Raw genomic sequence first — 18,776 nt, forward strand, 5'->3', positions numbered from 1 at the left:
AAAAGGTTGAGTTCCCGGCAAGTCGCCGCAACTTTGACAGGTGGGCGCCCGTTCGGGGGGTCCTGAACATGCGCCCGCCGGCCCCTGCCGCGCGGTGCCGGAACCGGTCTCGGGGGGACGATGGAAGGCTTTCTGCTTCAGGCGACGATCTATCTTGGGGCCGCCGTGATCTCGGTGCCCATCGCCGCCCGGCTGGGGCTGGGCTCGGTGCTGGGCTACCTGCTGGCGGGGATCGTCATCGGCCCCGCCCTGGGGCTGGTCGGATCCGAGGCCGAGGGCCTGCGCCACTTCGCCGAATTCGGCGTCGTGATGATGCTGTTCCTGATCGGTCTGGAGCTGGAGCCGCGGGCGCTGTGGGACATGCGCCATCGGCTGCTTGGCCTGGGCGGGCTTCAGGTGACGCTGACCATGGCCGCGGTCACATCGGGCGCCCTGCTGCTGGGCCAGCCCCTGGGCGGGGCCACGGCCATCGGCATGATCTTTGCCCTGTCCTCGACCGCGATCGTGCTGCAGACCCTGTCCGAAAAGAACCTGATGCAGACACCCGGGGGGCGCTCTTCCTTTTCCGTGCTGCTGACCCAGGACATCGCCGTCATCCCGATGCTGGTCCTGCTGCCCCTGCTGGCAACAGGCGGCGGATCGTCCAGCGGCGGCGGTGGCGGTGGCCACGGGGCCGAGCCTGCGGGCCTTCCGCCCCAGGTCGGCGAGGTGATCGGCGAGCCGGGCACCGGCAATGCCCGCGCGGACGCGGCCATGAAACTGGTCGAGGAGCTGCCTGGCTGGGGTGCCGCCCTGCTGACCATGGGGGTGATCCTGGGGATCATCCTGGTCGGCACGTTCCTGACGCGCCCGGTCTTTCGCTACATCCACGCCGCCCACCTGCGCGAGTTGAACACCGCGCTGGCGCTGCTGATGGTCACCGCCATCGGCTTCTCCATGAGCCTGGTCGGCCTGTCGCCCGCCCTCGGCACCTTCCTCACCGGCGTCGTCCTGGCCAACACCGAGTTCCGCCACGAGCTTCAGGCCGATATCGAACCCTTCAAGGGGCTGCTCCTGGGGCTTTTCTTCATCACCGTGGGGGCCGGCGTCAGCTTCGAGCTGCTGCGCGAGCAGCCGGTGCTGATCCTCAGCCTGACGCTGGCGCTGGTGGCGGTGAAGGGCACGATCCTCTACGGGCTGGGGCGCGTCTTCAAGTTGCGCGGGCGCAACCTTTGGCTGTTCACGCTGGGGCTGGCGCAGGCCGGCGAATTCGGCTTCGTGCTGGTTTCCTTCTCGCAGCAGCAGCAGGTGCTGGAGCGGTCGCTTGGGGAGCTTCTGCTGCTGGTCGTCGCGGTCAGCATGCTGCTGACGCCGCTTCTCTTTATCGTCTACGACCGCATCTCGAAACGTTCGCGCGACGCGGCGGGCGACGGCGGCCCCGAGGCCTACGACACCGTTGACGCCAAGGGGTCGATCATCATCGCGGGCGTCGGGCGCTTCGGCCAGATCGTCAACCGGATGGTGCGCGCGGCGGGGTTCGAGACGACCGTCCTCGACCACGACCTCAAGACCATCCAGCTTATGCGCAAGTTCGGCTTCAAAGGGTTTTTCGGGGATCCCACCCGGCCCGAACTGCTTCATGCCGCAGGGCTGGAGGAGGCGCGGGTGCTGGTGGTTGCGCTGGACGATCCGGCCTCCGCCGTGCGCCTGGTGAAACTGGCCCGCAAGGAGCGTCCGGACCTGCATATCGTGGCCCGCGCCCGCCACCGGGTCCACGCGTTCGAGCTTTACGCCGCAGGGGCCGACGACATCGTGCGCGAGCTGTTCGACAGCTCGCTCAGGGCCGCGCGCTATGTGCTGGAGAATTCGGGCCTGACGGAATACGAGGCCGCGGCCCATCAGCGTGCCTTCTACCACCATGACCGCGCCGCCCTTGCCGAGCTGGCGCAGCTTTGGGTCCCGGGCCGCCCCGTCGCCGAGAACGAGGCCTATATCGCCCGCTCCAAGCAGCTCAACAAGGAGATGGAGGCCGACCTGGTCGCCGCCCTCGACGATCACGGCCGCGCCGAGGAGCGCGACGAAGATGCCGCGATCGCGGGCCCGCTGGCCGGTGCCTCGGCAGATGGGCCCGACACCGATGGCCGGCACCGGCGCCAGGCATCACGACCCGACACCGAGGGGCATGAGCCCGGCCCCGACCCGGCCGAGATGTCGGCCGATGTCGACGCGGCCCGCCAGGCCGAGGTCTATGCCGAGTCCGAAAACGAGGGCGCGGCGGAAGAAGATACCCCCGCCGACAAGCGCAGCGCCGACAAGGCCCCCGAGTAAGGGGCCCGGCGCCGCGACAAGGCGGCATCAGGCGGTGGCGACGCCCGCCTCGGCAAAGGTCGCCATGCCCGAGTGGCAGGCGACCGCCCCCTTCAGCACGCCCAACGCCAGCGCCCCGCCCGAAGCCTCGCCCAGCCGCATGTCGAGCGACAGCAGCGCGGGCTTGCCCAGCGCGTCCAGCATGCGCCCGTGCGCCCCTTCGGCCGAGCGGTGGCCGCCGACGCAATGGTCCAGCGCCTGGGTCGACAGCGCGTTCAGCACGGCGGCGGCGGCACAGCAGATGAAACCGTCCAGGATCACCGGCACCGAATGATGCCGGGCGGCGGCGATGGCGCCCGCCATGGCCGCGATCTCGCGCCCGCCCAGCGCGGCCAGCAGGTGCAGCGGACGATCCTCGCCCCCCTCCACGTCCGCGTGGCGCTGACAGCCCCGGGCCACCACGTCGGTCTTCAGACGCAGCGCCGCGTCGTCCAGGCCAGTGCCGCGGCCGGTCCAGTCCGCGGCCTCGCCCCCAAGCAGCGCAAGCGCAAGCGCTGCCGCCGAGGTGGTGTTGCCGATCCCCATCTCGCCGGTGACCAGCACGTCGGCCTCCGGGTCGACCGCGTTCCAGCCAGCGGTCAGGGCCTCCAGCGTCTCGGCCGCGCTCATGGCGGGGGCGGTGGTGAAATCGGCCGTCGGCCGATCCAGCGACAGCGGATGCACGTCAAGCCGCGCGCCGAACGTGCGGGCAAGCTGGTTGATCGCCGCCCCCCCGGCCGCGAAATTCGCCACCATCTGCGCGGTCACCTCGGACGGGAAGGCCGAGACCCCCTGCGCCACGACACCGTGGTTGCCGGCAAAGACCACGATCTGCGGGGCCTCGATCCGGGGGCGGTCCGTGCCCCGCCAAGAGGCGTACCAGATCGCCAGGTCCTCAAGCCGCCCCAGCGAACCGGCGGGTTTGGTCAATTGCGCGTTGCGATCGCACGCGAGGTCGGCAATTCCGGTATCGGCGCTGCGCCCGGCCCGGACGGCCGCGGCAAAATCCCCGAGGGTGGCGAAAACAGGGCTGCTCATTCTTGGTGCATCCTTTAGACTTTGACAGATCGAGCGGCCACCTTCGCCGACCACCCCGCAACGGGATGCGCCAGAAAGACCGTCATGTCCACAGATCAACCCGCCATCGAAGCCGCCTTCACGGACCTGAGGGGGGCGCTGATGCTGCTGACCCGCCTGCCCGTGCCGCTGGATGACGCGGCTTTCGCGGCCACCGGCCCCCAGGGCGAAAGCACCCGGGGACAAGGCCGCCTGGTCTGGGCCTTTCCGCTGGTGGGCGCGATCGTGGCGCTTCTGGCGTTGCTGCCCGCCGGTCTTGCTGCCTGGTGGGGATTGGCGCCGGGGGGCGTTGCCCTGCTGGTGCTGGCGGGGGGCGTCTTGCTGACCGGCGCCATGCACGAGGACGGGCTGGCGGACCTGGCCGACGGGTTCTGGGGCGGTTGGACCCGCGAGCGGCGGCTGGAGATCATGAAGGACAGCCGGGTCGGCACCTACGGGGTGCTGGCGCTGATCCTGTCGCTGTTGGCCCGCTGGTGGGCGCTGAGCACCATTTTCGCAGGCGGGGCCTTCTGGGCACCGGTGCTGGCGGCCGCGGTGCTGTCGCGGGCCGCCATGGGCGTGACGATGGCCAGCCTGGACCACGCAAGGGCCGACGGTCTGGGCCAGAGCTTTGGCCGCACGCCGGCCCTTCCGGCAGCCGGCGGCCTGGGCCTGGCCGTGGTACTGGCGCTGGTCGTCATCGGCTGGGCCGCGCTGCCGGCACTGATTTTCGGGGCGGCGGCGGCACTGGCGCTGGCGCTGCTGGCCCAGGCCAAGATCGGCGGCCAGACGGGCGATGTCCTTGGCGCCCAGCAGCAGGTGACCGAGATTGCGGTGCTGATGGTGCTGGCCTCGATCCTCTGAGGCGCACGCTGGGCCCGGTCACAAAGATCGTCTGACATGAAAAAAGCCCCGGCGCGGGCGCCGGGGCTTGAATGCTTGATCGCACTGGGGCGGTCGGGGACGCCTGGGGTCAGGCAGCGACCGCGCGCGAGACGAGAACGTCGCCCACCCGCTTTTGTGCTTCGTCCTCGTTGCCGCCACTGACGGCCGCGATCTCGCGGGTCAGGCGCTCCAGCGCGGCTTCGTAAAGCTGGCGCTCGGAATAGCTCTGCTCGCGCTGGTCGTCGGTGCGGTGCAGGTCGCGGACAACCTCGGCGATCGAGATGAGATCGCCCGAGTTGATCTTTTGCTCATATTCCTGGGCGCGGCGGGACCACATCGCGCGCTTGACCTTGGCCTTGCCCTTGAGGGTATCCATGGCCTTCGACACGACGTCGGGCGAGGAAAGCGAGCGCATGCCCACCTCGGTCGCCTTGTTGGTGGGGACGCGCAGGGTCATCTTGTCCTTCTCGAAGGAGATGACGAACAGCTCGAGCGTCAGTCCGGCGACTTCCTGCTCCTCGATGGAGATGATCTGGCCAACACCATGGGCGGGATACACGACATGGTCGTTGGGGCGGAACTCGGACTTCTTGGACTTGCTCATGCGGCGGCGATCCTTTTGTCAGCTTCTCAGTCGGCGAAACCGACAGGTCGGACCACAACAGCAGTCCGGCACAATCGGCAGGAGTTTCGCTCAACAAATTACCGGAGCGGCGACCCAGCTAAGATCGCCACCGGCGATGGCAGCGCGGCCCCGAAAACAGGGCCGCTGAGAACATATATAGCAGAAAAGGCACCCGATTTAAAGTGCCGCGACGCCGAGATTCCTGAAAGACCCGCCTTTACGGCAGGTTACGGCGGCAGCTTTCTGCCGAAAATCAAACGGATCGCGCAGATGCAGCGATTCGCGACTCAGCCGCCCTCGCCCGGCTTCTCCGAGAAGTATTTCTCAAGCTTGCCCTCTTCGCCATCGTGTTTCTCGGCGTCGGGAAGCGGGTCTTTCTTGGTGATGATGACCGGCCACATCTCGGAATACTTGCGGTTGAACTCGACCCACTTGTCGGTGTCGGGCTCGGTGTCGGGGCGGATCGCATCGGCGGGGCATTCGGGTTCGCAGACACCGCAGTCGATGCATTCATCCGGATGGATGACCAGCATGTTCTCGCCTTCGTAGAAACAGTCCACGGGGCAAACCTCGACACAGTCGGTGAATTTGCAGGCGATGCAGTTGTCATTGACGATATAGGTCATGGGTTCTTCCGGATGCTTGCCGTTACCCGCTACCTAGACCCAGCCGAAGCGTCATTCAAGGAGCTTGCGGCGCGAAAGATCAAGCACCCTGCGATCGCGCTTGGAAGGCCGCCCCTTTCCCTCGAAGCGCGGCGTGGGCGGAACATCTGACCGGGCGGCGCCGGCGCCCTGGTCCGGCGTATCCGCGGCGCCCGGCCCCGGGTCCTCTGCACCCGCCGGTTGGGGTGACAGATCGTCGTAGAGAAGGGCCGCCTCGGTCGCCGGTCCGCGCCGCTGGGACAGGCCCAGAACGCGGATCACGCGGACCTTCTGGCCTTGGGAAAATGTCAGTGTGTCGTCGATACCGACGCCGGTCGCGGGCTTGGTGACCCGGGCGCTGTTGACCCGGACCCGCCCCGCCGCCACCGCCTGCGAGGCCAGGGTGCGCGTCTTGAAGAACCGCGCGTGCCACAGCCACTTGTCGAGACGGATCGTGGGGCGCGACCCGCTCATGGGCGGGGGGCCCGGCGCGTGCCTGTTTCCCCGGGCGTTCCCCTTCCCGAGCGGGGTGCAGCGACCACGATGGCCGGGACGACCGGGGCGGCAGGCCCCGGCCGGGGGGTGGCGCGCGGCGCCGGGCCCCTTCCCCTACTTATCGCGCAGCCCCATGAGCGCGGCGGCGAAGGGATTGTCCGGATCGATCCGGTCCTTCTTCTGCGGCCGCGACTCGTAGCTTTTGGGCGAGCGGTCGCGGGGCGGCGCATTGCGGTCCTGGCGGTTGCCGGGCTTGCCCCGGGGTTTGCCACCCGGCTTGCCGGCACCCTTGGCACCGGGCTTGCCGCCGGCGCGCTTCTCGCCACGGGCATTGTCACGGCCTTCGCCGCCACGATGCTGCGGCTTGCGCCGGGGCGCCCAGCGGAAGGTGTAGAACACTTCCGTCGCGTCGGCTGCGGCCTCGCCAGAAGCATCGGTCGCGGCATCGGCGGCCTCGGCCTTCTCGGGGAGCTTGCCCTCGGTGATGACGGCCGCGATCCCGGCGGCATCGGTGGTGGCATCGGCGCCCGCCTGGGGCGTCACGGGGGGATCTTCGGCCGGCGGTGCGGGCGGCGCCTCGGGCGGATCCTGAACCGGTGTCTCGGCGGGCGGTGCGGGCGGGGTTTCGTCCGGCGACTGGCCGGGCGCCTCTGCGGGCGGCGCGGGCGGCGTCTCGGTCGGGGCGTCGCCCGGAACCTCGACCGGCGTCTCGCCGGGCGTTTCGCCGGAGGCCGCATCGGCTGCCTCGGCGGGCGCTTCGGCAGCCGCCGGCTTGACCTTGGCGCGCTCACCACGCTCGGCGGCATAGCCCAGCCCCTGCATCAGGGCCGCGAACTGTTCCAGCGTCATGCCGGTGATCGACAGCATGTCGGGGTTGGCCTCGAACCCGGCGCGGGTGTCCTTGGTACGGATCATGTCTGCAAGACGCTCCAGCATGTCGATGCGGATCGCCCGGTCCCCCGCCAGGCGATAGCCGGACATCGTGCAGGTCTCGCCGTCCATGCCGGGGGTGGCCGGGATGGTCACGAGGCCCGGGGGCGGGCTTTCGGGGAAGGTGTCCAGCCCCTTCTGAAGCGACCACAGCACCAGCCGCAGCCGCGTCGGCGCGGGCTTCAGCAGCGCCGGCATGAAGATCGTGAACTGGCCGAACCGCACGCCGTGGCGGCGCAGTTGGCCGCGCGCGGCCTGATCCAGTTCCTTGACCTCCGAGACCACCGTGTCGCGGGGCAGCACGCCGAAATGCTCGACCATGCGGAAGGCAAAGCCGCGCACGACGCCGGTCAGTTCCTCGTCGCGGGACATGGCCAGCAGCGGCTCGAACAGGGTCGCGATCTTGCGGTCGATGAAATGCTGCAGGCGGCGCTGCACCTTCTGGGCGACCTCGGGGCCGGCCTCGGTGTCGACGAAGGCCTCGGCGGTCGGGCGCAGGGCCTCGGGACCGGCGACCAGCTTGCCGACGGCATGCTCGCCCCACATCAGCCCGCCTTGTTCGGTATAATCGAACTCGGTATCCGGGGCGTTGTAGAACCTGTCTGCGCGCAGGTGGAACTCGGGCGCAAGCGCCGCCACCGAAGCCGCGCGGAGCGTCTTGGCCTCGTCAGGCGTCGCGCTTTTGTCCTGCCGGAAGCGGAACCCCTCAAGACGGCCGACGAATTCGCCCTCGACCATCACTTCACCCTTGTCGTTCACCTCGGCCACAAGGCCCTCCTTCTGCTTCAAGCGGCGCATCAGTACCGAGGTGCGCCGGTCGACGAATCTTTGTGTCAGCCGCACATGCAGAGCATCCGACAACCGATCTTCTACAGCGCGGGTGGCGTCGCGCCAATGGTCGATATCCTCAAGCCATCCCTTGCGCTGCGCGACGTAGGTCCACGTGCGGATGAAGGCCATGCGCCGCGACAGGGCGTCGATATCGCCGTCGGCGCGGTCGATCCGCTGGACCTGACGGGCGAACCAGTCGGTGGGAACGTGGCCGCCGTCGTGCAGGAACAGGAACAGCTTTTCCAGCATCGCGGCGTGCTCGCCTTGGGAAATGCCCCTGAAATCAGGGATCCGGCAGACATCCCACAGCAGGCGGACATCGGGCGCGCCGCGCAGCCGGTCGCGCACCGCCGGCAACTCGCCCAGCGCCCTGAGCGCCAGCAGGTCGTCGGAATCGCGCACCCGGGTCAGCCAGGGGTTCTCGGTCCGCGTCTCCAGCGCGCCGATCAGCGCGCCCAGCGAGCCGAAGCGCAGCGTGCTGTTGCGCCACTGCAATTTGCGCTCGGGCGAGAAGCGGTGATTCTCGATCGCGTCGACCAGTTCCTCGTGCAGGGGCGCGGCCTCACCGGTGACGCCGAAGGTCCCGGGTTGCAGGTGGCGCCCCGCCCGGCCCGCGATCTGCGCCAGCTCGTTGGGCTGCAACGGGCGCATGCGGTTGCCGTCGAACTTGGTGGTCGAGGAAAACGCCACGTGCCGGATGTCCAGATTGAGCCCCATGCCGATGGCGTCGGTGGCGACCAGATAATCCACGTCGCCGTTCTGATACATCTCGACCTGCGCGTTGCGCGTGCGCGGGCTGAGCGCGCCCATCACCACCGCCGCCCCGCCCTTCTGGCGGCGCAGAAGCTCGGCAATGGCATAGACGTTCTCGACCGAAAACCCGACGATGGCGCTGCGCGGGATCATGCGGCTGATCTTGCGCGGGCCAGTATAGGTAAGCTGCGAGAACCGCTCGCGGCGCAGGAATTGCACACCCGGGACCAGGTCCGCGATGGCGCCGCGCATAGTGTCGGCGCCCAAGAAAACGGTTTCCTTCAACCCGCGGGCATGAAGAAGGCGGTCGGTGAAGACGTGGCCGCGTTCGTGGTCGGCGGCCAGCTGCACCTCGTCCACGGCGACGAAATCGGCGCCGATCTCCTGGGGCATGGCCTCGACCGTGCAGACCCAGTAGCGGGTGCGCTCGGGGACGATCCGCTCCTCGCCGGTGACAAGGGCCACGACCGAGGGGCCGCGCACCGCGACAAGGCGGTCGTAGACCTCGCGCGCAAGCAGCCGCAGCGGCAGTCCGATGACCCCCGTCCGGTGTGCCAGCATCCGCTCGATGGCATAATGTGTCTTTCCGGTATTGGTCGGTCCGAGGACCGCCGTGATCCGGGCATCTTCGCGCATGTCGGGCCTTTGTGGTCGGGAATGTCAGATATCGGTGCCGTCGGCCAGAATGGCAAGTCGTGCGACCGCATCCTGGAGATCCTGCCGATTGGGGTTGAGGCGGACGGCCTCGCGGTAGGCGATCAGCGCGTCGCTGTTGTACTCCATCTCCTCGAGGATCATGCCCAGCCCCGACAGCGCCCCGAAGTGGCGCGGGTTGAGGGCCAGCGTGCGCTGGATGTCGGCGATCGACAGCCCGTAGCGGCGGATCGAGAAGAAGGCGGTGGCGCGCATGTTCCACCCCTCGGCAAAGCCAGGGGCGTGGTCGGTCAGGGCCGTCAGGTGGTTGATCGCCTCATCCGTGCGGCCCGCGTCCAATGCGTCGCGCCCGCGCTGAAGCAGAAGATCCATCGCCGCCGATCCCGATTTGGACCATTCCAGCATGATCTCGCGCTCGATCATGCGCCAATCTTCCTGGCCCGGGTCCTGTAGCTGGGCCAGCAGATCGTCGATGCGGGCGCTGTCCGGAACCTCGGTTGGGGTCAGAACGGGGGCCTGGGCTTTGGGGGCATTGTCGGGGATGGCCGGAAGCCGCTCCTGCGCCCGGGCGGGCAGGCCGAATGCCGCCAGAACAATTCCTGACGCAAAGACTGCCGTCACGACAGCACTGGCAAATCGAGTCACAAAGCACATAACTAAAGAATAACGCGGAACGCGGCGAAGGCGACAGCTTTCACGGCCGACCGACGCGAGCAACGACACAGAAATCGACACAGAACCGGAGGAAGAGATGAGCGACATCGTGGACAAGGCCGTGGCAGCCCTGAACGAACGGATGCAGGACGGATTCGACGGCAGCGCCAAGTTCGAAATCGAGGACGAAGGCGAGATCCTCGTCGACGGTTCGGGTGCGCGCCGCGCCACCCCCGAGGACGAGGCCGAGTGCACCCTGACCGCCACCGCCGAGACCTTCGAATCGATCCTGTCGGGCGAGATGAACCCGACCGCCGCCTTCATGTCGGGCAAACTGTCGGTCGATGGGGACATGGGCGTCGCCATGCGCCTCGGCTCGGCGATGGGCTGAGGGCGTCTTGCCCCGCCAGCCCTCCAGTCCCGCGGCAGCCGCCCCGACCACGGGTCTGCTGGAGGCCGCGCCGCTTTTTACCGACGTGGCCCGCGCCCCCGAGGGGGGGGCGGCCCATTGGCTGACGGCCGAGGACGGGCTGCGCCTGCGGATCGGCCATTGGCCGGCGGCGCCTTCGTCCCGGGAGGGGGCCGGCACGGTCCTGATCTTCCCGGGTCGCACCGAATATATCGAGAAATACGGCCCGGCCGTTGCCGAACTGACGGCGCGCGGCCTGGCCTGCGCGGTGATCGACTGGCGCGGACAGGGCCTGTCGGACCGGCTCTGCGCCGATCCGCTGGCCGGACATGTCACCGATTTCGCCGAGTATCAGCGCGACGTGCGCGCCATGCTTCTCGCCGCGCGCGAGCTGTCCCTGCCCCGGCCCTGGCACCTGATGGCCCATTCCATGGGGGGCTGTATCGGCCTGCGCGCCATGATCGAGGGGATGAGCGTCCGCTCGGCCGTCTTCTCGGCGCCCATGTGGGGCATTCAGCTTGATCCCTACGTGCGCCCCGTGGCCTGGGGGCTGGGCTGGCTGAACACCGGCCTCGGGCGCGCCGACCGGGTGGCTGTGCGCACCAAGACCGAGAAATACGTGATCGACACCGCGTTCGAGAACAACCTGCTGACCTCGGACCTGCAGATGTATGCCTTCATGCGCCACCAGCTTGAGGAACACCCCGAACTGGCGCTGGGCGGACCAAGCTTTGGCTGGGGTTATGCTGCCTTGCGCGAATGCCGGCGCCTGCGCCTGCTTCCCGCCCCCGACGTGCCCGCCCTGACCTTCCTTGGCAGCAACGAGCGGCTGGTCGACATGGGCGCGATCCGCAGTCGCATGGCCGACTGGCCCGGCGGCGAACTGGTCGAGATGCCCGGAGCCGAGCACGAGATCATCATGGAAGCGCCGGACCGCCGGCAACTGTTCTTCGACCGCGCGACAGCCCACTTCGCCCTGTACGGCTAAGTCCGCCCGCCGCCCCTTCCCACCCCTTCCCGCCCCTCGCCCCTGCCGGGCCGCGCCCTATCTTGCGGGGAATGACACGCGAACCGGTCCTGACCTTCACAGAACGCGGCATCTACTGCCCGGCGGGCGATTTCTACATCGACCCGTGGCGCCCCGTCGACCGGGCGCTCATCACCCATGGCCACGCGGACCACGCCCGCGACGGCATGGGCCGATATCTGGCGACCCATGCGGCGGGCCCGGTCATGCGCCACCGGCTGGGCGACATCGCCCTTGAAACCGTGGCCTATGGCGAGGTGCGGCGCATCGGCGATGCCTCGGTCTCGTTCCACCCGGCGGGGCATGTTCCCGGCTCGGCACAGATCCGGGTCGAGGTGGGGGGCGAGGTCTGGGTCGCCTCGGGCGACTACAAGACCACGCCGGACGGGCTGTCCGAAGCGTTCGAGCCGGTCCGCTGCCACGCCTTCATCACCGAAAGCACTTTCGGCCTGCCGGTCTTCAAGTGGAAACCCCAGGACGAGGTCGTGGCCGAGATCAACGAGTGGTGGCGCACCAACCGCGAAGCCGGGCGTACCAGCTTCATCGGCGCCTATTCCCTCGGCAAGGCCCAGCGGGTTCTGGCCAGCCTCGATGCCTCCATCGGGCCGATCCTGACCCATGGCGCGGTCGAGAACACCAATGCCGTGATGCGCGCCCAGGGGATCACACTTCCCGACACGGTGCGGGTGACGCCCGATCTCGACGCCAAGGCCCACGCCGGGGCGATGGTGATCGCGCCGCCCTCGGCGCTGGGCAGCAACTGGTCGCGGCGCTTCGGGGCGGCCTCCACAGGCTTCGCCAGCGGCTGGATGGCCCTGCGCGGGATCCGTCGCCGCCGTTCGGGTGACCGGGGGTTCGTGATGTCCGATCACGCCGACTGGGACGAGTTGAACCGCGCCATCGCCGAAACCGGGGCCGAGCGGATCTTCGTCACCCACGGCTATACCGCGATCTTCGCCCGCTGGCTGAACGAGCAGGGCTACGACGCGGCCGTTGTCGAGACCGAATATGAGGGCGAGAGCCTGGACGCGGAGGCCGAGGCGGAACCGAGCGAGGCCAATGTCAGTGCCGAGGACGAGGGCAAGGTTGATCCCAACGAAGCTGTGGCCACCAAGCCCGCCTCGAAATCCAAAAGCCCGAAGAAAAACAAGAACACATCCGGGGACGCGGGCGAATGAAGCGCTTTGCCCGCCTCTTCACCCGCCTCGACCAGACCACCAAGACCACCGCCAAGGTCGATGCGCTGGCCGACTATTTCGGCGCGGCCCCCGAGGCCGACCGGCTGTGGACCATCGCCCTGCTGTCGGGGCGTCGCCCCCGGCGGGGCGTCACCACGACCCTGCTGCGCCGCTGGGCCGCCGAGCGCGCGGGCCTGCCCCTGTGGCTTTTCGAGGAAAGCTACCCGATCGTCGGCGACCTGGCCGAGACGATCGCGCTGATCCTTCCCGACGCCCAGTCGGAAAGCGACGAAAGCCTCGCCTACTGGATCGGCTACACCAAGGAATTGGGCCCCCTGCCCGAGGAGGAGAAACGCGTCCGCGTCCTGGCCGCTTGGGACCGGCTGGGAACGACCGAGCGCTTCGTCTTCAACAAGCTCATCACCGGCGGCTTCCGCATGGGCGTCAGCCAGAAACTGATGACCCGTGCCCTGGCCCGCGCCACCGGCATCGACGAGGCCGAGCTGAGCCACCGGCTGATGGGCGACTGGTCCCCCGACAGCACCAGTTTCGAGGCGCTGATCCTGACCCACGATCCCAGCGCGGACCTGTCCAAGCCCTACCCCTTCTACCTGGCCTACCAGCTTGACGATGGCCCCGAGGGCCTTTCCGACCCCGCCGACTGGTCCGCCGAGCACAAGTGGGACGGCATCCGGGGACAGCTTATCCTGCGTGGCGGCCGCCATTTCCTGTGGTCCCGGGGTGAGGAGCTGATGACCGACCGCTTCCCCGAGCTGGCGGCGGCGGGGGATTTCGTCCCCGATGGAACGGTCCTTGACGGCGAGGTGCTGGCCTGGGCCGACGAGGCGCCGATGTCCTTCAACGCTCTGCAAAAACGCATCGGTCGCAAGACCGTGCCTAAGAAGCTTCTGACCGAGGCGCCGGTGGTCCTGAGGGCCTATGACCTGCTTGAGCACGAGGGGCGCGACATCCGCGACCGCCCCTTCGCCGAGCGGCGCGCGCTGTTGCAGGGCATGCTTTCCGCCTGCCCGCCCGAGGCCAACCTGCGCCTGTCGCCCCTGCTGGAATTCGACGACTGGGACCGCCTGGCCGCCCTGCGCGAGACCTCGCGCCAGCTGGGGGCCGAGGGTGTCATGCTCAAACGTCTCGACAGCCCCTACCTGTCCGGGCGCAAGAAGGGCGATTGGTGGAAATGGAAGGTCGATCCGCTGACCGTGGATGCGGTGCTGATCTATGCCCAGCAAGGATCGGGGCGCCGCGCCAACCTCTTCACCGATTTCACCTTCGCCGCCTGGGATGGCGAGGATCTGGTTCCCTTTACCAAGGCCTATTCCGGCCTGACCGATGCCGAGTTCCGCCAGATCACCGCCTGGGTGCGGCGCAACACGCTTCAACGCTTCGGCCCCGTGCGGCAGGTCAAACCCCAGCATGTCTTCGAGATCGCCTTCGAGGGGATTCAGGAAAGCCCCCGCCACAAGTCCGGCATCGCCCTGCGCTTTCCGCGCATGGCGCGGTGGCGCCACGACAAGCCGCTCGCCGAGGCCAACACAATGGACGACCTGCGCGCCCTGCTGGCCGCCTACGGATAAGGAAAGAACAATGCGAAACATCCTGCTTCTGGCGATTGGTGCCGGCCTGCTGACCCTCTCGGTCCTGTCCTTCCTGCCCCGGTTCGAAACCGACCTCTGGGCGATCCGCATGCTAGGCTTTGCCCGGATGCAACTGGCCGCCGGGCTGGTCCTGCTGCTGGTCTTGCTGCTGCTGGCGGCGGCCATCGGGCGCGGCCGGGACGACGGCCCGCGCCACCCGGCCTGGCGTGCCACCGGGATCGGCGTGGCCCTTCTGGCCCTGGCGGCCCTGGTCGATCACGGGCTGCGCCTGTGGCATTACACGCCGCTGGCCGCCCCCACCGCCCCGGGAATCGCCGAATGCGCGCCCCAGAACCGCCTGCGCGTGCTCGTTGCCAATGTCCGCCGCTCCAACCGGGATGCCGAGGAGGTGCTGGCGCTGGTCCGGGACGAACAGCCGGACATCTTCCTCGCGCTCGAGACCAACGACTGGTGGAACAGCGCCCTCTCCCCGCTGAACGACGCCTTCACCAGCCATGTGGTCGAGGTCCCGGCCGAGGCGACCTATTACGGCATGCACCTTTTCGCGACCCATCCGCTTGAGCAGACCGAGGTCCGCTTTCCCTTCGGCGCCAGCACGCCCCTGATCTACACCGAGCTGATGCACCCGGCGGGGCGGCTGCGCTTTTTCGGCATCCACCCGCGCCCCCCCGCCCCGGGCCAGCCCACCCTGCTGCGCGACGCGACCCTCCTGCAGGCCGCGATCGAGGCCGGCGAGCAGGCCGATCGCGGCCCGGCCATCTTGGCGGGGGATTTCAACGCAACCCCGTGGGAGCCCAGCTCGCAGCGGGCGCTGCGGCTTGGCGGGCTGCTGGACCCCCGGATCGGGCGCGGACCGATGGTCAGCTTCGACGCGAAAAGCATGTGGATGAAATGGCCACTGGACCAGGTGCTGTTCCAGCCCGGCCTTGCCCTGCACGACTTCTCGGTGCTGGACCCCATCAACTCGGACCACTACCCCGTGCGCGCCGATCTCTGCATCGGCGCCGAGCCCGAGAAGGCCGAGCAGCGCCCGCCCGCCATGCGCCCCTCGGACATGGCAGAGGCCCGCGCCACCCTCGCCGCCGCCCGCCAGACCCCGATCGAGGAGATGGTCTCACCCCCCGGTGAATCGAAGGAAGAGGCCCGCGAGGCGACCCGCCCCGAATGAGCCGGGCCGCCGCATCGGACCCGGCGCGCGACACGCCCGGCGCGCCTGGCACTTGCACCCACCGCCCCCCGCACCCTATGTCGGGGACAGTCAATGAAAGAGGTATCCATGCGCATCCCCCGCCCCGTCCACGACGTCACCGCCCCTTCCGGGGGCAAGGACCTGGGATCGCTTCCCGAATGGAACCTGGCCGACCTCTACACCGCCCCCGACGCGGCCGAGCTCAAGCGCGACATGGACTGGCTCGAAGAGGCCTGCGCCAGCTTCGCCACCGATTACGAGGGCAAGCTTGCCGGGCTCGACGCCGGGCAGATGCTGGAATGCATCCTGCGCTACGAGCGGATCGACAGCGTGACCGGCCGGATCATGTCCTACGCCGGGCTGCGCTACTACCAGAACACCTCGGACGCCGAGCGCGCCAAGTTCATGTCCGACTGCCAGGACCGGATCACCGCCTTCACCACGCCGCTGGTCTTCTTCTCGCTGGAATTCAACAAGCTTGAGGATGCCCATCTCGAGCGGATGCTCGACGAAAACGCGGATCTCGCCCGCTACCGCCCCGTCTTCGACCGGATGCGCGCGATGAAGCCCTATCAGCTGTCCGACGAACTGGAGAAGTTCCTCCACGATCAGTCCACCGTCGGCGCCGCTGCCTGGAACCGGCTGTTCGATGAACACATGGCGCGACTGGAATTCGACGTCGATGGCGAGACGCTCGGCCTCGAAGCCACGCTGAACCTGCTGTCGGACCACGACCGCGACCGGCGCGAGGCCGGCGCCCGCGCGCTTGCCCGCGTCTTCACGGATGACATCAGCGTCTTTGCCCGCATCCACAACACGCTGGTCAAGGAAAAGGAGATCGAGGATCGCTGGCGCGGCCTCGAGACCCCGCAGATGGGCCGCCACCTGTCGAACCACGTCGAGCCCGAGGTGGTCGAGGCCCTGCGCAACGCCGTCGTCGCCGCCTATCCCAAGCTGTCGCACCGCTACTATGCACTGAAGGCCAAATGGCTGGGCCTCGACAAGCTGCAGGTCTGGGATCGCAATGCCCCCCTGCCGACCGAGGATCGCAAGACCATCAACTGGGACACCGCCCGCGACACCGTCCTGTCGGCCTATGGCGAGTTTGATCCCCGCATGGCCGATCTGGCCAAACCCTTCTTCGAGGATGGCTGGATCGACGCCGGCGTCAAACCCGGCAAGGCCCCCGGCGCCTTCGCCCACCCCACGGTGACGGACGTGCACCCCTATGTGATGCTGAACTATCTCGGCAAACAGCGTGACGTGATGACCTTGGCGCATGAGTTGGGCCACGGCGTGCATCAGGTGCTGGCCGCCGATCAGGGCGAGCTGCTGGCCTCGACCCCCCTGACCCTTGCCGAAACCGCCAGCGTGTTCGGCGAGATGCTGACCTTCCGCCGCCTGCTGGACCGCGCCGCCACCAAGGCCGAGCGCAAGACCCTGCTGGCCGGCAAGGTCGAGGACATGATCAACACGGTCGTGCGCCAGATCGCCTTTTACGATTTCGAATGCAAACTCCACGCCGCCCGCCGCAACGGCGAGCTGACGCCCGATGACATCAACGCCCTGTGGATGTCCGTGCAGGCCGAAAGCCTGGGGCCGGTCTTCGAGTACATGGACGGCTACGAGACCTTCTGGTCCTACGTCCCCCACTTCGTCCACACTCCGTTCTACGTCTACGCCTACGCCTTCGGCGACGGGCTGGTGAACGCGCTCTACGCCGTCTACGAATCCGACGCCGAGGGGTTCCAGGACAAGTATTTCGAGATGCTGAAGGCCGGCGGCTCGAAGCACCACAAGGCCCTGCTGGAGCCCTTCGGACTGGACGCCTCGGACCCGGCCTTCTGGGACAAGGGCCTGCAGATGATCTCGGGCATGATCGACGAGCTGGAAGCGATGGAAGACTGACCTCGCCGAAAGGCGCGGCCCGATGACTTCATTGTCGTGACAATATCCCCGCCGGAGGCTCCGACCCGCAACGTGGGCGCCTCCGGCGGGGATATTTTTTGCGACAATGAAACGTGGCGACTGTCAGGGGCGGCCGGCGAGTTCCAGCATCCGGTCAAGGTCGAGATGCGCCTCGCAATGGGCCGCGAGTGCATCGAGGGTTTCCTCGACCCGGGCGGCGTGACCCGCCTCGCCGGGAACGGCTGCGTGGTCGCGCAGCCATTGGGCGCGGAAGGCGTCGCCGGCGAAGATGCCGTGCAGGTAGGTGCCACAGACCTTCCCGTCGGGGGAGGAGGCCCCCTCGTCGCGGCCGGCGATGCGGGCGAAAGGGCGGGCGCGGTCGGGGCCGTCGGTGCGGCCCATGTGGATCTCGTATCCCTCCAGCGGAAGGTCGTGGGCGGCGCTGCGGCCAGTGACCTCGCAAAGGCGCTTCTCGGCGCTCATCACCGTGGTCACGTCCAGCAGGCCCAGCCCCTCCGTGGCGCCGGGCGTCCCTTCTACCCCCTCGGGGTCCTCTACCCGGCGGCCCAGCATCTGGTAGCCGCCGCAAAGGCCCAGCACCCGCCCGCCCCGCCGCCAATGGGCGCGCAGGTCGATGTCCCAGCCCTGGTCGCGCAGGAACGCCAGATCCCCTCGCGTGCTTTTGCTGCCGGGCAGGATCACCAGATCCAGATCGCCGGGAATGGGCTGGCCCGCGCGGATCATCCGCAGCTCGACATCCGGCTCGGAGCCCAGCGGGTCCAGATCGTCGAAATTGGCGATGCGCGAGAAGGCCAGACAGCCGATCTTCAGCGCGGCACCGGGGTTGGCCGGGCCCTGCGCCAGATCCAGCGCATCCTCGGCGGGCAGCAGATGGGCCTTGTCGAACCAGGGCAACACGCCCAGGCCAGGCCAGCCGCTGCGCGCCTCGATCAGCCGGTAGCCCGCGTCGAACAGCGCCGGATCTCCCCGGAACTTGTTGATGGCAAAGCCCCGGATCATCGCCGCGTCCTCGGCCTCCAGCACCGCTTGGGTGCCAAGGATCTGCGCGATCACCCCGCCCCGGTCAATGTCGCCCACCAGAACCACCGGCACCCCGGCAGCACGGGCAAAGCCCATGTTGGCGATGTCGCCGTCGCGCAGGTTGACCTCGGCCGGGGATCCGGCGCCTTCGACCAGCACCAGATCGGCGCCGGCCGCCAGCCGGTGGAAACTGTCCAGAACGGGGGCCATCAGCCGGGGCTTCAGTGCCGCATAATCGCCCGCCCGCACGCTGGTCAGGCGCTTGCCCTGCACCACCACCTGCGCGCCGGTCTCGGTCTCGGGCTTCAGCAGCACCGGGTTCATGTCGGTATGCGGGGCGCGGCCGGCGGCCAGCGCCTGCAGGGCCTGAGCCCGACCGATCTCGCCGCCATCCTCGGTGACGGCGGCGTTGTTGGACATGTTCTGGGGCTTGAAGGGGGCGACCGAGAGGCCACGGCGCACATACGCCCGCGCCAGCCCCGCCACCAGCATCGACTTGCCGACGTTCGAGCCGGCCCCCTGGATCATCAGCGCCCGCGTCATGGGGTCAGCCGCGCCCCCG

Annotated in this window: 15 protein-coding genes; 8 read left to right on the forward strand and 7 right to left on the reverse strand. The window is 68.5% G+C overall.

The features are described 5' to 3' along the window. Window positions 1-120: 120 nt before the first annotated feature. The gene (locus CLV77_RS10860; RefSeq protein WP_076980545.1) at window positions 121-2,307 is read left to right on the forward strand and encodes a cation:proton antiporter domain-containing protein; all 2,187 of its coding nucleotides are present in this window, start codon (window positions 121-123) and stop codon (window positions 2,305-2,307) included. A gap of 27 nt (window positions 2,308-2,334) precedes the next feature. Here CLV77_RS10860 and cobT read toward each other — a convergent pair whose 3' ends face one another. Further along, window positions 2,335-3,363: a nicotinate-nucleotide--dimethylbenzimidazole phosphoribosyltransferase gene (cobT, locus tag CLV77_RS10865; RefSeq protein WP_076980544.1), complete on the reverse strand. Its 1,029-nt coding sequence runs from the start codon at window positions 3,361-3,363 to the stop codon at window positions 2,335-2,337. 84 nt (window positions 3,364-3,447) lie between these two features. Between cobT and cobS the strand changes: the two genes are divergently transcribed. Further along, the gene (gene cobS, locus CLV77_RS10870) at window positions 3,448-4,245 is read left to right on the forward strand and encodes an adenosylcobinamide-GDP ribazoletransferase (protein ID WP_076980543.1); all 798 of its coding nucleotides are present in this window, start codon (window positions 3,448-3,450) and stop codon (window positions 4,243-4,245) included. A 109-nt stretch (window positions 4,246-4,354) separates the two neighbouring features. Here the strand turns inward: cobS and CLV77_RS10875 are convergent, their stop codons facing one another. The 5 genes from CLV77_RS10875 to CLV77_RS10895 form a co-directional block, all read right to left on the reverse strand. Then, on the reverse strand, window positions 4,355-4,870 hold the full coding sequence (locus CLV77_RS10875) for a CarD family transcriptional regulator (protein WP_076980542.1): 516 nt from the start codon (window positions 4,868-4,870) through the stop codon (window positions 4,355-4,357). Window positions 4,871-5,178: 308 nt separating this feature from the next. Beyond that, window positions 5,179-5,517 (reverse strand): ferredoxin FdxA, encoded by a 339-nt coding sequence (fdxA, locus tag CLV77_RS10880; protein ID WP_076980541.1) that lies wholly within the window; start codon window positions 5,515-5,517, stop codon window positions 5,179-5,181. A gap of 51 nt (window positions 5,518-5,568) precedes the next feature. Next, window positions 5,569-6,009, reverse strand: a complete 441-nt coding sequence (locus CLV77_RS10885) for an RNA-binding S4 domain-containing protein (protein ID WP_076980540.1) — start codon at window positions 6,007-6,009, stop codon at window positions 5,569-5,571. Window positions 6,010-6,144: 135 nt separating this feature from the next. Next, window positions 6,145-9,180: a helicase-related protein gene (locus CLV77_RS10890; protein ID WP_076980539.1), complete on the reverse strand. Its 3,036-nt coding sequence runs from the start codon at window positions 9,178-9,180 to the stop codon at window positions 6,145-6,147. A gap of 24 nt (window positions 9,181-9,204) precedes the next feature. Continuing rightward, window positions 9,205-9,819, reverse strand: a complete 615-nt coding sequence (locus tag CLV77_RS10895) for a tetratricopeptide repeat protein (RefSeq protein ID WP_233128049.1) — start codon at window positions 9,817-9,819, stop codon at window positions 9,205-9,207. 130 nt (window positions 9,820-9,949) lie between these two features. On the opposite strand from CLV77_RS10895, the gene CLV77_RS10900 reads away from it, so the two are divergent. The 6 genes from CLV77_RS10900 to CLV77_RS10925 all read left to right on the forward strand — a co-directional run bounded on the left by CLV77_RS10900 (window position 9,950) and on the right by CLV77_RS10925 (window position 17,173). Then, entirely contained in the window at window positions 9,950-10,243 is a 294-nt protein-coding gene (locus tag CLV77_RS10900; RefSeq protein WP_076980538.1) for an SCP2 sterol-binding domain-containing protein, read from the forward strand. A 7-nt stretch (window positions 10,244-10,250) separates the two neighbouring features. Further along, entirely contained in the window at window positions 10,251-11,249 is a 999-nt protein-coding gene (locus CLV77_RS10905) for an alpha/beta hydrolase (RefSeq protein ID WP_233128050.1), read from the forward strand. A gap of 71 nt (window positions 11,250-11,320) precedes the next feature. After that, window positions 11,321-12,466, forward strand: coding sequence for a ligase-associated DNA damage response exonuclease (locus tag CLV77_RS10910; RefSeq protein ID WP_083707833.1), 1,146 nt, complete (start codon window positions 11,321-11,323; stop codon window positions 12,464-12,466). Beyond that, window positions 12,463-14,055 (forward strand): ATP-dependent DNA ligase, encoded by a 1,593-nt coding sequence (locus CLV77_RS10915; RefSeq protein ID WP_076980537.1) that lies wholly within the window; start codon window positions 12,463-12,465, stop codon window positions 14,053-14,055. The genes CLV77_RS10910 and CLV77_RS10915 overlap by 4 nt, the downstream gene beginning before the upstream one ends. Window positions 14,056-14,065: 10 nt before the next feature. Next, window positions 14,066-15,244, forward strand: a complete 1,179-nt coding sequence (locus CLV77_RS10920; protein WP_076980536.1) for an endonuclease/exonuclease/phosphatase family protein — start codon at window positions 14,066-14,068, stop codon at window positions 15,242-15,244. A gap of 108 nt (window positions 15,245-15,352) precedes the next feature. Next, window positions 15,353-17,173: a M3 family oligoendopeptidase gene (locus CLV77_RS10925; protein ID WP_197685788.1), complete on the forward strand. Its 1,821-nt coding sequence runs from the start codon at window positions 15,353-15,355 to the stop codon at window positions 17,171-17,173. A 123-nt stretch (window positions 17,174-17,296) separates the two neighbouring features. On the opposite strand, the gene CLV77_RS10930 is transcribed toward CLV77_RS10925, so the two are convergent. Beyond that, window positions 17,297-18,757, reverse strand: coding sequence for a cobyric acid synthase (locus CLV77_RS10930; protein ID WP_076980534.1), 1,461 nt, complete (start codon window positions 18,755-18,757; stop codon window positions 17,297-17,299). Between the last annotated feature and the right edge of the window lie 19 nt (window positions 18,758-18,776).

The sequence above is a fragment of the Brevirhabdus pacifica genome, assembly GCF_002797755.1.
GTDB lineage: Bacteria > Pseudomonadota > Alphaproteobacteria > Rhodobacterales > Rhodobacteraceae > Brevirhabdus > Brevirhabdus pacifica.